A 13,767-nucleotide genomic window follows, 5' to 3' on the forward strand; every position below is an offset into this window, starting at 1 on the left:
GCGGACCGCGCGAATCGGTCAGGTGTAGTCAACGGGCACGGATGCGTCCCCAAGGGCGGCGCAAGCCGATCGGCATGCCCGGTAGGTCGGGACAGGGTCGGCGAGGATGCCGACTCGCAGCAGGCCTGCGAAGGTGAGTAGGAACGCCTGGTTACTGGGCATCACGCCTCGGCTCCGATCCTACCGGCGTCGATGTGCTTCACGGCCGACAGGGCCCGCTCCAGGGCCGCCGCGAGGTCGTCGGGTAGACCCCGATCGGGTTAGGAGTTCGAGCCACCAGCTCACCAAGCTGTTCGCGGATTCGATATGTCCTCACGGCATCAGGCGACGGCCGCATGCGAGCACAAATAAATTTTCGACCGCATTAGAGCCCCGTGGAGCCGTCCACGGGGCTTGTTGGCTGAATCCTCCGGTGCCTCGAAGTTAGGCCGTGGGCGAGGCTGAAATCGATGCTTTACCCCCGTGAGATCATGCACCCCGTCGGGGCGGTAGAACTACTGGTCTCGCGAAGTATATCAGCTGATCTCCAAAACACAGACCCATAGACTAAGGCTAATGTCGAGCGGATCATCGGTCCCGACACGGCGGTGTGGTGCCTGACGTGTCGATGGATACGACATGCTCAACACGGCACAGGCGCGCGACCGCGCCCTCGACTTCCACTGGCGCATCCCGGAGAACATCCTCTCGGCCGCCGGCATCCCCGACATCCCCGATCGCAGGCAGGACGTCGCCAGGCGCAGCGTCCTCGCGGCCGCGTGCATCGCGGCCGACATGGCGCCCGGCGAGGATCGCTGGGTCAGCTACTCGCGCCGCAAGGCGTTCTACGCCGGTCAATCGCGGTACATGGGCCTGCCCTACACCTACGACCGCGTGCTCGCCGCCGTGGCTGAACTCGTCGAGCTCGGGCTGATCGAGGAGGTCCGGGCCCGCCCTGGCGACCACCTCTCCACCGGGATGCAGAGCCGCCTGCGTGCGACCCCCGACCTCGTCCACGCCTTCCGCGACGCGCCCTTCGAGTACGAGACGCGTCGCTGCCGCCTCATCCTCAAGGACGAGGCCGGCGACGTCATCGGCTACGACCCGACACGTCAGACGCGACGCCTGGAGGCCGAGCTCGACCGCATCAATGCCTACCTCGGCAACGTCTCGGTCACGATGCCGACGGGCGACGGGTGGGAGCACGCCACGCGCGTTGTCCGGGCCCGCAACGACCGCAAGGAGAAGGGGACGTGGGCCAGCGTCGTCCCGACCCCGAGCCCCGAGGTTTACCGCGTGTTCGGCCGTGGCCGTTGGGACCGCCACGGCCGGCTCTACGGATGGTGGCAGAACCTCCCCAAGGGACGCCGTTGGGAGCTCCTCATCAACGGCGAGGCGGCCTTCGAGCCGGACTTCGCCACCCTCCATCCGCGGATCCTCTACGCAGCCCGTGGTCACGTCTTGCGCCACGATCCCTACGTCACGGGGACATTTCCCCGTGACGAGGGCAAGCTCGCCCTCAACGTCGCCTTGAACGCGAAGACCATGAACGCGGCAGCGGCGGCCATTATGGACAAGGACGACTGGGAGCACGGCTGGGACTACACCCGCGGCCTGCTCAAGGCCGTCGTGGCGCGGAACACCCCCATCGCCGCAGACATCGCTGCAGACCGTGGGATCCGCTGCATGGCCGTAGACAGCGCCATGGCGGTGGATGTCCTCAAGGCCTGCGAGAAGGCGTCCATCCCCTGCCTGCCCGTCCACGATAGCTTCATCGTACCGGCCTCCAAGGGCCCGTGGATGGAGGCCAAGATGGACGAAATCCTGACGGGCGTTCTCGGCGCTGTAACCCGTTCTCCCTCAACGATAATCGGGTGATTGGTTCCACATATGGGCCCCTGGCCCCCCGTTGTCCCCTTGGGCCCGGGCCTCCTGGTTCCCCGCGGGTCGTCATCCCGCCGTCGTCCCCCTGCTACCTTCTCCGTCGCTGCCGCCCGCCCCGTTCCCTGGTGTAGCTCACTACCGTGACGTTCTGCGCCGCCCTCCCTGGATGTGGCTGGCCGTCGACGCTCAGGGGGGGGGGCGGAATGGCTCTACCCCCTACTGGACCGCCGTCGTTCCAAGTCTAGAACCGCCGCTTACCCCTTGCTAGACCGTCGTTATTCGCCCTCTTTTGCTTGTCCGATGCTGTTCAGTGGGGTATATTCTAGACTGTCGACGTATCCGTCGTCCTCGCGATGCACCACATCCTGAGCGCACCCTCCGGCCCCCGGGGTCGGGGGGTGTTATGTTTCAGGGCCCCACGTGACGTTCACCCCCTTAACGCCCCCGGTCCATGCTATCTCACATGGTTAGTCTCTCCCTCGACGTCTTCTGCGACGCGGTCGGCGCCTGGCTGTGGCTCAGGTAGGCCCAACAGGCCGATGGCTACTGGCTCGATCCGAACGCTCCGGCTCCGCCCGACGCGGCCGCTGTCTTGGCCTACGCATACGAGGCGCACCTAGCGGCCGAGGCGGGCGGCACGACGTGGGACGGCTGGGCGGTCGCCGTCAACGAGCGGGCCCTGACGCGCACGCTAAGCGAGGTCACCGCGACGCTGCTCGACGCCCGGAAGGACAGCGACCCGTGGACGTTCGCCGACGGGGTAGATCGGCCCCTCACGAACGACCGCTTGAAGGTGCTGAGCCTGCAGATCCGGAGGCACATTGGCGTCTGTCTGGCGGTCTACAACCAGGTCGCCGCCGGCATCGGCGCCGGCGCCATCACCACCGCGGAGGTCGACGGCGCCTTCGCCGACGTCGACGCGATCGTCTTGAAGGCGGCGTCGTGACCATCCCACTCCTGGCCATCCTCGCTCGCCCCCTGACCGCGTCGACCCTCTCCGAAGTGGCGGTGCTGGAGACAGCGACGCACGGGACCGTCCGGACCTGGGCGGGGTTCGTTCGGCGCAAGGCCAAGGAGGACGTGATGCCTAGCGAAATTTCTGCTCCTGACTGCGGAGCCGATCGCCTCCATCGCCGAGGCCGACGCGCCGGGCACGGACGTCGGCGACCTCGTCTACGTCTCGGGGACGCTCCACTCCGTCCGGTCCCCCTCGCTGACCGAGGCGGCATGCGGAAGCTCCAGCTGAGCCTAGTGAAGCTGACCGCCGTCGACGTTGGCGAAGGATCCGTCCACGTCGCGATCGTCGGCGCCCCGACGAGACGGCCCCCGTGGTCGCCATCGTGGCGGCCGACGTGCCCCAGCGCTCAGACTCTTGTGCTTACGGTCGTGGAGCCCTTGAAATAGGGATCGCTATCCTACCGGGCGAGGCGATGGCGTAGAAGAGGTCGGCGTGGACGTGCAGATCAGGAGAGTCGCTTCACGAACCCGATGTCGACGGCGACGGCCTTGAGCCTTTCGGGCTCGCGCTCCTTGCGTTCCGAATACCGGTCGACGAGGTAGTCGGATCGCTCGCGCGTGAGGAGCGTGAACTTCATCAGCTCCTCGCAGACATCGACCACCCGGTCGTAGAGCGGACCCGGCTTCATCCGGCCGGCGTCGTCGAACTCCTTGTACGCCATCGGAACCGAGGACTGGTTCGGGATGGTGATCATCCGCATCCAGCGACCGAGCACGCGGAGGCTGTTGACCGCGTTGAACGACTGCGAGCCGCCGGAGACCTGCATCACGGCGAGCGTCCGCCCCTGCGTCGGGCGCACCGAACCCTCCGAGAGCGGCAGCCAGTCGATCTGGCTCTTGATGACCCCGGTCATGGCGCCGTGTCGCTCGGGGCTGACCCAGACGTGGCCCTCCGACCAGATCGAGAGGTTTCGGAGTTCCTGGACCTTCGGGTGATCGGCCGTGGCGTCGTCGGGCAGCGGCAGGCCGTGCGCGTCGTAGATCCGCACCTCGCCGCCCATCGCCTCCAACAGGCGCGCGGCCTCGTAGGCGAGGAGGCGGCTGAACGAGCGCTCACGGAGCGATCCGTACAGGATCAGGAAGCGCGGGGCGTGGGTGAACGGTGTCTTCACGTGCAGGGCGTCGGTCGTCGGGACCACGAAATGCCCCTCGCTCAGGTTCGGCATTCCATCGGCGAAGGGCTGCAGGGGCTTGTCCAAGACGTTTCGTTCCTCTACGTTTCAACGATGGTTGATATATTGACATCATGATGGACGAACGGCAAGCTGTGGCGGCCTTCGCGGCCCTCGGCCAGGAGCATCGCCTGCGCATCGTGCGCCAGCTCGTCACCGCCGGGCCGGAGGGCATGGCGGCCGGCATGCTGGCCGAGGCGGTCGGCGTGTCCGGCACCAACCTGTCGTTCCACCTCAAGGAGCTCAGCCATTCGGGGCTGGTCACCTCCCGGCGGGAGGGGCGCTCGATCATCTACAGCGCCGCCTACCCGGACCTGTCCGAGCTCATCCAGTTCCTGATGCGCGACTGCTGCCAGGGACGCCCCGAGGTCTGCGCCCCGGCTGTCGCTGCCCTCGCCGCCTGTTGCACGGAGACCGCCTGATGGACGTCGTGATCTACCACAACCCGGATTGCGGCACGTCCCGCAATACCCTAGCCCTCATCCGCAACGCCGGCATCGAGCCGCACGTGGTCGAGTACCTGAAGTCGCCCCCAAACCGGACCCTGGTGCGCCAGCTTGCCGAGCGGGCGGGCGTGAAGGTCCGTGATCTGCTCCGTGAGAAGGGTACGCCCTTCGGCGAGCTCGGCCTCTCGGACCCGAGCCTGACGGACGATCAGCTTCTGGATGCCATCGGCGAGCATCCGATCCTGCTGAACCGCCCCTTGGTCGTCACCCCACTGGGTGTTGCCCTATGCAGGCCCTCCGAGGCGGTCCTCGACCTCCTTCCCGCCCAACAGGGCGAGTTCGTCAAGGAGGATGGCGAGCGCGTCGTCGACGAGCACGGGCGCCGCGTCGCTACCGCCTGACCCGCCCTGAAAGACCAAGAACAAGAAACGGTCCCGATGCTCGCCCTCGCCATCTTCGTGGTCACCCTCGTCTTCGTCATCTGGCAGCCGAAGGGGTTCGGGATCGGATGGAGCGCCCTGATCGGGGCCGCGGTCGCGCTCGCCACCGGGGTCATCCACCCCGGGGACATCCCGGTGGTCTGGCACATCGTCTGGGACGCCACCTTCACCTTCGTCGCCCTGATCATCATCTCGCTTCTTCTCGACGAGGCCGGCTTCTTCCACTGGGCGGCGCTGCACATCGCCCGCTGGGGTGGGGGTCGGGGACGGCTGCTGTTCCCGCTGGTAATCCTGCTGGGGGCCGCGATCGCAGCGGTGTTCGCCAACGACGGCGCGGCACTGCTGCTCACCCCCATCGTGCTCGCCATCCTGCTCCGGCTGAACTTCAAGCCGGCGGCGGCGCTGGCCTTCATCGTCGCCTGCGGGTTCGTCGCGGACTCGACCAGCCTGCCGTTGGTCATCTCGAACCTCGTCAACATCGTCTCGGCGAACTTCTTCGACATCTCCTTCAGCCGATACGCGGCCGTGATGGTGCCGGTGAACCTCGTCTCGCTGGCCGCGACCCTGGTGGTGCTGTGGCTGTTCTACCGGCGCGACCTTCCGGCCACGTACCCCGTGGCCGAGCTCGAAGCGCCCCGCCACGCGATCAAGGACCCGCTGGTCTTCCGGGCGGCCTTCCCGCTCCTCGGGCTGCTGCTGATCGCCTACTTCGTGACGGCACCGTTCAGCGTGCCGGTCTCGGTGGTCACTTGCGCCGGCGCACTGGTCTTGCTGGCGCTGGCCAGCCGCAGCCGCGTCATTCCCATCCGCAAGGTCCTGACGGGGGCCCCCTGGCAGATCGTGCTCTTCAGCCTCGGCATGTACCTCGTGGTCTACGGCCTGAAGAACGCCGGCCTGACCGACTATCTGGCGCAGGGGCTCGTCTGGCTCTCGGGCCATGGTCCGTTCGTCGCCACCATCGGCACCGGGTTCGCCGCCGCCATCCTGTCCTCGGTCATGAACAACATGCCGAGCGTGCTCGTGGGTGCGCTCTCCATCCAGCAGGCTCCGGATCTCTCGCCGCTGATGCGCGAGCTCATGGTCTACGCCAACGTCATCGGCTGCGACCTCGGCCCGAAGTTCACGCCCATCGGGAGTCTGGCGACCCTGCTCTGGCTGCACGTCCTCGACACCAAGGGCCAGCACATCACCTGGGGTCAGTACATGCGGGTGGGTCTGGTCATCACCCAGCCCGTGCTGCTCGTCACCCTGGCGGCGCTGGCCCTCTGGCTACCCGTGCTCGGCGCCCGGTAGCGATCCGATGGCCCCGGCGCGCCGATGGCCCGTGATCTCGGCCCTGGGCGTGGTCCAGATCCTGACGTGGGGCTCCTCGTTCTATTTGCTGTCGGTTCTGGCCGCGCCGATGTCGAAGGATACGGGATGGCCGCTGGGATGGGTCATCGGCGGCCTGTCCCTCGGTCTCCTCGTCGCGGGCTTGGCCTCGCCGCGGGTCGGCACCTACATCGGCGAGCATGGCGGCCGGCAGGTACTGGCCTTCGCGGCCGTCGCCCTCGCCGTCGGCCTTGCTATCCTCGGCCTCGCTCCGAACCTGCTGACTTACCTCGCGGGGTGGCTCCTGATCGGCCTGGGCATGGGCACCGGACTGTACGATCCCGCCTTCGCCACGCTCGGACGCCTCTACGGCGCCGAGGCAAGGCCTGCCATCACCACGCTGACCCTCTGGGGCGGCTTCGCCAGCACGGTGTGCTGGCCGCTCTCGGCCTTCCTGATCGAACAGGTTGGCTGGCGTGGGACCTGCCTCGCCTATGCCGGGCTGCACCTTTCGGTCACGCTGCCGCTCGTCCTGCTCGCGATCCCCCGGCCCCCCGCACATCCGATCACGCGACCCGCAGGCCCGAGCCCCGTCATTCGTCTCGATGGTCGGGAGCGTCGCGCCTTCCTCCTCATGGCCGGGGTGCTGACCCTTGGCGGGACCGTGATGGCCCTGGTCTCGGTTCACCTCATCACCTTGCTTCAGGCCCGTGGCGTGGCTCTTACATCGGCCGTGGCCTACGGCGCCCTGATCGGACCGGCCCAGGTGGGGGCACGCATCGTCGAGATGGCCGGCAAGGGCCGGCACCACCCGCTCTGGACCCTCACGGCGGCGATGGTTCTCGTGGCGACCGGGATCGCGATGCTGGCAGCGGGCTTGCCCGTGGTCGGACTGGCGCTCGTCCTCTACGGGGCCGGCAACGGGATCTACTCGATTGCCCGCGGCACGGTGCCTCTCGCGCTGTTCGGTCCCGAGCGCTACGCCCCGCTCGTCGGCCGGCTCGCCCGTCCGGGGCTGGTGGCGCAGGCGCTCGCGCCCTCCCTCGGGGCCGTCGTGCTGACGCAGGCGGGCGCCGACGCGACCTATGTCCTCCTTTCCGTACTCGCCCTCGCGAACGTCGCGCTCGCCGTATCCCTTTGGCGCGTCCGGTAGTCCCGTCCCTTCCTCGCCGGTCTACGATGTGGCATCGTCCGACGGTGACCTTCTGGCTCGCCCTTCGCAGGCTGCTTCCGCTCCTGGCGGTTCTCAGCCTCGCCCTTGCGCCGGTGACCGCATCCGCGGCCGCCGCGGGCATGCGCGCGCCGATGGCCGTTCAGGGTAACGTCATGGCGATGCCCGACGAGGCCATGGACGACATGGCCGGGATGGCCATGGACGAGATGCCGTGTTGCCCCAAGGAGCGGCCGGACTTGCCCGATTGCTCGAAGGGCTGCCCCTTGATGGCGCTTTGCTTGGCGAAGGTCGCCACCGGGCTGCCGGTCACCGTCGGACTTCCGGGCCGCGTTGCCGGCGTCGAGGGGCCGATCTGGGGCGTCACCGCCTCCTTCGACAGCCTGTCGCAAGGGCCGCCCACCGAGCCTCCCCGAGCCTGAACCCGATGCCGCCGGCGCCTGCGCCGGCCGATCCCGCGCGCCTGAAGGCCCGGGTCACATCGTTTTCAGGAGATCATCCACCGTGTCCAAGACATCGTTTTCACGCGCCCTGACGGCTGCGCTGCTCGGTCTCGCCCTGACCACCGCGGCCCGGGCCGACACCAAGGACTACGAGTTCCAACTGGTGAAGGACGAGGCCAAGCAGGGCGAGGCCATCCTCGACGTCCGCCTCGTCGATAAGCGCACGTCCAAGCCCGTGCCGAACGCCGTCATCTTCGCCAAGCGCATCGACATGGCGCCCGACAGCATGGAGGAGATGACCTCCAGGATCGAGCAGCTACCGTCGCCGGAGCCGGGCCTCTACCGGTTCAAGGCGAAGCTGACGATGGCCGGCGGCTGGCGCCTCTCGCTCGGAGCCAAGGTTCAGGGCGAGACCGGCACCGTCGAGAACAAGCTGGTGTTCAAGGCCACCAAGTGAGCCGGATGGCATGGCTGGCCGGGACCCTCGCCGCGCTCGCGGCGGGGGCCCTGGGGTATGGCGCGGGGCATGAGGGAAGCCCCGTGCCGGCGCTCGTCCAGCAGGCGCGGACCGGGTTCACCCACTGGCTGCCGAGCACGCCCCGGCCGGCATCCCCGATACAGGCATCGGTCGCGGCGAAGGCGACGGGACCGGTCGTCTTCTACCAGGACCCGGACGGGAAGCCGGACTACGCCTCCGAGCCGAGGCGCACGGCGGACGGTCGCGACTATCGCGCCGTCCGCGCCAGCGAGGAGGTGCGCTTCGACGAACCCGACGAGGCGGAGGCGATGCCCGACGCCGGGCACGGCGACATGGCCATGGGTCAGGCCACCACGCCTGCGGGGGCCCGCAAGGTGCGCTTCTACCGCAACCCGATGGGCCTGCCGGACACCTCGCCGACCCCGAAGAAGGACTCGATGGGGATGGACTACCTCCCCGTCTACGAGGGGGAGGACACCGAGGACGGCACCGTGAAAATCTCGCCCGGCAAGCTACAGCGCACCGGGGTCCGGACGGCGGTCGTCGACCGACGCGTCCTGTCGATGCCGGTGCGCGCGCCCGGCGCCATCGAGGAGGACGAGCGCCGGATCTCGGTCATCGCGATGCGCACCGACGCATTCATCGAGAAGGTCGAGGGCGTCACCACCGGCGACCACGTGCACAAGGGCCAGCCGCTCCTGCGCCTGTTCTCGCCGGAGATGAACGCGGCGGCTGCGCAGTACCTCACCGGCATCGGCTACGAGGGCGCCCGCCGGCGCCTGGAGAACCTCGGCATCCCGCCCGAGGTCATCGACGAGATCGAGCGATCCCGAAAAGTCCCCTCGACCATCACGTGGTCGGCGCCCCGCGACGGCGTCGTGGTCGAGCGCAATGTCTCCGACGGCATGCGCGCCAAGTCCGGCGACACGCTGTTCAAGCTCGTCGACCATTCCAAGGTCTGGGTCCTCGCCGACGTGACCGAACGCGACTTGGCGGCCGTGGCAGAAGGCCAGATGGCGACCGTGCGCGCCAGGACGTTCCCGGACCGCGTCTTCACCGGCGCGGTGACCCGGATCTACCCGCACCTCGCGATGGGGACCCGGACAGCCCGTCTGCGCATCGAAATGCCCAACCCGAACGGCGACCTGCGCCCGGGGATGTTTGCCGACGTGACGATCGCCACCGGCAGCGACAGGCCGGTGGTCGCGGTGCCCGACGACGCGGTCATCGACACCGGCACGAAACAGGTCGTCCTGCTGGACAAGGGCGAGGGTCGCTTCGAACCGCGACCGGTCAGGCTCGGCGTCCGCGGCGACGGCTACGTCGAGGTCCGCGACGGCATCGCCGCGGGCGACCGCGTGGTGACCTCGGCCAACTTCCTGATCGACGCCGAGAGCAACCTGAAGGCGGCGCTGCAGGGGCTTTCGGAGCCCAAACCCGACCCGGGCCCGCAGGCCGCCGCCGAGGGAAAGGCGCCATGATCTCCCGCCTCATCGCCTGGTCGGCAAAGAATCTGGTGCTAGTCTTGATCGGGACCGTGTTCGCGGTGGGAGCCGGGCTCTACGCCCTGAGGACCCTGCCGCTCGACGCGATCCCGGACCTCTCGGACGTCCAGACCATCGTCTACACCGAGTACCCCGGGCAGGCGCCCCAGGTCATCGAGGATCAGGTCACCTACCCGCTGACCACGGCCATGCTGACGGTGCCGCGGTCGAAGGTGGTGAGGGGGTTCTCGTTCTTCGGGGTCTCGTTCGTCTACGTCATCTTCGAGGACGGCACCGACCCGTACTGGGCCCGCAGCCGGGTGCTCGAATACCTCAACACGGTGGCCAAGCGCCTACCGGCAGGGGTGACCCCGACGCTGGGACCGGACGCGACAGGGGTGGGCTGGGTCTATCAGTACGTCGTGGTCGCCAAGGAGCGGTCGCTGGCCGAACTCCGCTCGCTCCAGGACTGGGTCGTCCGCTTCGGAGCGTCGCGTGCCGAGGGCGTGGCCGAGGTCGCCGGCGTCGGCGGCTTCGTGAAGCAGTACAACGTCGTCGTCGATCCGAACCGACTGCGGGCGCAGGGCATCACCATGTCCAAGCTCCGGGAGGCCATCAGGTCGAGCAACGCCGACGTCGGCGGCCGCACCGTCGAGTTGTCCGAGTTCGAGTTCGTCGTCCGTGGCCGCGGGTACCTCAAGAGCGTCGCCGACATCGGGAGCATCGTCCTGAGGACGGAGGCGGGCACACCCCTGCGGGTGAAGGACGTCGCCCGGGTCGAGCTCGGTCCCGACGAGCGCCGCGGCATCACCGAGATGAACGGGGACGGCGAGGTCGCCGGCGGCATCATCCTCCAGCGCTTCGGGGCGAACGCGCTCGACGTCATCGCGAGCGCCAAGGCGCGCCTCGCCGAAGTCGCCGCCAGCCTGCCGAAGGGCACCGAGATCCTGCCCGTCTACGACCGCTCGCACCTGATCGAGGCGGCCATCGAGACCCTCAAGGGCACCCTGATCGAGGAGAGCGCCATCGTCGCTCTCGTCTGCGTCGTGTTCCTGCTCCACGTGCGCAGCGCGCTGGTGGCCATCCTGATGCTGCCGGTCGGCATCCTGATGGCGTTCGCGGGCATGAAGGCGCTGGGCTTGGGCGCCAACATCATGAGCCTGGGCGGCATCGCCATCGCGGTCGGCGCCATGATCGACGCCGCCATCGTCATGATCGAGAACGCCCACAAGCACCTGGAGCGGGCGGACCCCGGCAAGCCCCGGGTCCAGGTCCTGATAGAGGCCGCCTCCGAGGTCGGTCCCTCGCTGTTCTTCTCGCTCCTCATCATCACGGTCAGCTTCCTGCCCATCTTCACCCTGGAGAGCCAGGAAGGGCGTCTGTTCGGGCCGCTGGCCTTCACCAAGACGTTCGCGATGGCGGCGGCGGCGGTGCTGTCGGTGACGCTGGTTCCGGCCCTGATGGTCCTGTTCGTGCGCGGCCGCATCGTGCCCGAGCACCGCAATCCGGTGAACCGGCTCCTGATCTGGCTCTACCGTCCCATCATCGCCGGCGTCCTGCGGGCGCGGGTGCTGACCATCCTGATCGCGCTGGGCGTTCTAGGCGCCTCGGTCTGGCCGGCCCTGCAACTCGGGTCCGAGTTCATGCCCGACCTCGACGAGGGCACCCTGATGTACATGCCGACCACCCTGCCGGGCATCTCGGTGACCAAGGCCGGAGAGCTTTTAGGGAGACAGGACACCATCCTGAAGAGCTTCCCGGAAGTCCTGTCTGTGTACGGCAAGGCGGGCCGGGCCAACACGGCCACGGACCCGGCGCCCTCCGAGATGTTCGAGACCATCGTCAACCTGAAGCCGAAGGCGGAGTGGCGCCCGGGCGTGACGTTGGCGAGCCTCAAGGCCGAGATGGATGCCGCACTCCAGTTCCCCGGTGTCTCCAACGCCTGGACCCAGCCGATCCGCGCCCGCATCGACATGCTCGCCACCGGCATCCGAACCCCCGTCGGCATCAAGGTGCTCGGAACCGACCTCGCCGAGATGGAGAAGGTCGCCCGCCGGGTCGAGGCGGTGGTGAAGGCGGTGCCGGGCACGTCGAGCGCCTATGCCGAGCGCGTCCAGGGCGGGTACTTCCTCGACATCACGCCGGACCGTGAGGTTCTGGGCCGCTACGGCCTAACGGTCGGCGAGGTTCAGGACGTCATCGCGATGGCGCTCGGCGGTGAGAGCGTGACCAACACCGTCGAGGGCCGCGAGCGCTACACCGTGAACGTTCGCTACCCGCGCGCCTTCCGGTCGAGCCCACAATCCATCGCGACCGAGGTGCAGGTACCCATCGCGGGCGGAGGCACGGTCCCCTTGGGCGAAGTCGCCAAGGTCGCGCTGGCCCGGGGGCCGACCCAGATCCGGACCGAGAACGGGCAACTCGCGGTCTTCATCTACGTCGATGTCACCGGGCGCGACCTTGGCGGCTACGTGGCCGAGGCGCGAGCGGCGGTGGCCGGCGAGGTGAGCCTGCCGCCGGGGACCACCCTCCAGTGGAGCGGGCAGGTCGAGTACCTCGACCGCGCGACGGCCCGGCTCAAGATCGTGGTGCCCCTGACCCTCCTGACCGTGTTCCTGCTGCTCTACCTGAACTTCCGGCGCCTGACCGAGACCCTCATCGTGATGCTGTCGCTGCCCTTCGCCCTGGTCGGCGGCGTCTGGCTGATGTGGTGGCTCGGCTTCAACCTGTCGGTCGCCGTGGCCGTGGGCTTCATCGCGCTCGCCGGGGTCGCCGCCGAGACCGGGGTGATCATGCTGGTCTATCTCGACCATGCGCTGGCCGAGGTCCGGACGGAGTGCGAGCGGGAGGGCCGGCCCCTATCGCGAAATGACCTGAGGCGGGCGATCATGGTCGGCGCGGTCGAGCGGGTGCGGCCCAAGATGATGACCGTGGTCGCCATCATGGCCGGGCTGTTACCCATCCTGTGGAGCACCGGCTCGGGCTCCGAGGTCATGCAGCGCATCGCGGTGCCGATGATCGGCGGCATGGTGTCGTCGACCGTCCTGACCCTCGTCGTGATCCCGGCGGTGTACGGGCTGGTGAAGGGATGGGGACTGCCGAGATCCGACATGCGGCCGGAACCCGTCGAGGGGCACACGATGCCCTTGGCCGCGGAATGACAACGAGGACGAGACCATGCTGGTGGTCGAAGACGAGCCGAAGGTAGGCAGGTTGGTCTCCGACATTCTCGAAGACCTCGCCTAACCCGACATCGAGGGTCGCTCGCATCCGGTCGATGATCGAGGAGAGCCGGGAGGAGGCATGGGGCTCCGGCCAACCGATCCCGGGCTTACCTCCGAAGGGGCCCGGGGTGCTTCTCCGGCGGCATCGTCTCGCGCACGTGGTGCCGGACCAAGGAGGGGCTGAACGGCTTCCCGATGAACGTCGCCCCATCGGGCAGGTCCCCGGGTTCAGGTCGCACATTGCCGGAGGCGACCACGATGGCGATGTGGGGCCACGTCACGGCCGTCCGCCGCGCCAGGTCGAAGCCGTTGTCCGGGCCGGGCATCTGCACGTCCGTGAACAGCAGCTGCACCTTGCCGTGGTGCTCGTCGAGCACCCGCATCGCCTGGGCGACGTTCATCGCCTCAAGAACCACGAAACCGGCATCCTCCAGGATGTCGGACACATCCATCAAGATGAGGGCGTCGTCGTCGACCACGAGGACATGGGGGGCATCGGCGGTGTCAGGCAGGGGCATGGATACCAAAGGCCGGCCTGGCGACGTTTCCGTAGGTCCCGTGGATGCGGGCCCCTAGTGGTCGAAACCTGACGCTTGGTACCCATTCGCGAGGTCAGCTTGGGGTGGAGGCTGTGTGAAAAGAGCGTCTGGTGATTAGGCCGGCCTGACATCGCGGAAGGTTGCCCTGAGGTTTTGCAGGACACGCGGGTCGTTGGTGG

The 13,767-nt window shown here is 68.2% G+C and carries 12 protein-coding genes; 10 read left to right on the forward strand and 2 right to left on the reverse strand.

The genetic code is table 11. From position 1 onward, the window contains the following. The first annotated feature begins 618 nt into the window (after nucleotides 1-618). Together ASF26_RS06990 and ASF26_RS06995 are read left to right on the forward strand one after the other, a co-directional pair. Complete coding sequence (locus tag ASF26_RS06990) at nucleotides 619-1,857, forward strand: hypothetical protein (protein WP_056251353.1); 1,239 nt, start codon at nucleotides 619-621, stop codon at nucleotides 1,855-1,857. 598 nt (nucleotides 1,858-2,455) lie between these two features. Beyond that, nucleotides 2,456-2,809 carry a hypothetical protein gene (locus tag ASF26_RS06995; protein WP_056251355.1) on the forward strand — a complete coding sequence of 118 codons (354 nt, stop codon included), beginning with the start codon at nucleotides 2,456-2,458 and terminating at the stop codon, nucleotides 2,807-2,809. A 517-nt stretch (nucleotides 2,810-3,326) separates the two neighbouring features. Here ASF26_RS06995 and arsH read toward each other — a convergent pair. Next, nucleotides 3,327-4,079, reverse strand: a complete 753-nt coding sequence (gene arsH / locus ASF26_RS07000) for an arsenical resistance protein ArsH (RefSeq protein ID WP_056251359.1) — start codon at nucleotides 4,077-4,079, stop codon at nucleotides 3,327-3,329. A 47-nt stretch (nucleotides 4,080-4,126) separates the two neighbouring features. On the opposite strand from arsH, the gene ASF26_RS07005 reads away from it, so the two are divergent. The 8 genes from ASF26_RS07005 (at nucleotide 4,127) to ASF26_RS07040 (ending at nucleotide 12,986) form a co-directional block, all read left to right on the forward strand. Further along, on the forward strand, nucleotides 4,127-4,474 hold the full coding sequence (locus ASF26_RS07005) for a metalloregulator ArsR/SmtB family transcription factor (protein WP_056251363.1): 348 nt from the start codon (nucleotides 4,127-4,129) through the stop codon (nucleotides 4,472-4,474). After that, nucleotides 4,474-4,899: an arsenate reductase (glutaredoxin) gene (arsC, locus tag ASF26_RS07010; RefSeq protein WP_056251366.1), complete on the forward strand. Its 426-nt coding sequence runs from the start codon at nucleotides 4,474-4,476 to the stop codon at nucleotides 4,897-4,899. The genes ASF26_RS07005 and arsC overlap by 1 nt, the downstream gene beginning before the upstream one ends. Nucleotides 4,900-4,935: 36 nt before the next feature. After that, the gene (locus ASF26_RS07015) at nucleotides 4,936-6,231 is read left to right on the forward strand and encodes an arsenic transporter (RefSeq protein WP_056251369.1); all 1,296 of its coding nucleotides are present in this window, start codon (nucleotides 4,936-4,938) and stop codon (nucleotides 6,229-6,231) included. Between the two features lie 7 nt (nucleotides 6,232-6,238). Then, complete coding sequence (locus ASF26_RS07020) at nucleotides 6,239-7,402, forward strand: MFS transporter (RefSeq protein WP_056251372.1); 1,164 nt, start codon at nucleotides 6,239-6,241, stop codon at nucleotides 7,400-7,402. Nucleotides 7,403-7,446: 44 nt separating this feature from the next. After that, nucleotides 7,447-7,842, forward strand: coding sequence for a hypothetical protein (locus tag ASF26_RS07025; RefSeq protein ID WP_056251375.1), 396 nt, complete (start codon nucleotides 7,447-7,449; stop codon nucleotides 7,840-7,842). 82 nt (nucleotides 7,843-7,924) lie between these two features. Next, nucleotides 7,925-8,320, forward strand: coding sequence for a FixH family protein (locus ASF26_RS07030; RefSeq protein WP_056251379.1), 396 nt, complete (start codon nucleotides 7,925-7,927; stop codon nucleotides 8,318-8,320). Next, the gene (locus tag ASF26_RS07035; protein ID WP_056251383.1) at nucleotides 8,317-9,822 is read left to right on the forward strand and encodes an efflux RND transporter periplasmic adaptor subunit; all 1,506 of its coding nucleotides are present in this window, start codon (nucleotides 8,317-8,319) and stop codon (nucleotides 9,820-9,822) included. Before ASF26_RS07030 ends, ASF26_RS07035 begins: the two co-directional genes overlap by 4 nt. Further along, complete coding sequence (locus ASF26_RS07040; protein ID WP_056251387.1) at nucleotides 9,819-12,986, forward strand: CusA/CzcA family heavy metal efflux RND transporter; 3,168 nt, start codon at nucleotides 9,819-9,821, stop codon at nucleotides 12,984-12,986. Before ASF26_RS07035 ends, ASF26_RS07040 begins: the two co-directional genes overlap by 4 nt. Before the next feature lie 170 nt (nucleotides 12,987-13,156). Here the strand turns inward: ASF26_RS07040 and ASF26_RS07045 are convergent, their stop codons facing one another. After that, nucleotides 13,157-13,567 (reverse strand): response regulator, encoded by a 411-nt coding sequence (locus tag ASF26_RS07045; protein WP_056251390.1) that lies wholly within the window; start codon nucleotides 13,565-13,567, stop codon nucleotides 13,157-13,159. Nucleotides 13,568-13,767 lie beyond the last annotated feature (200 nt).

This window comes from Methylobacterium sp. Leaf93 (assembly GCF_001422345.1).
In the GTDB taxonomy this organism is placed as follows: Bacteria; Pseudomonadota; Alphaproteobacteria; order Rhizobiales; family Beijerinckiaceae; genus Methylobacterium; species Methylobacterium bullatum.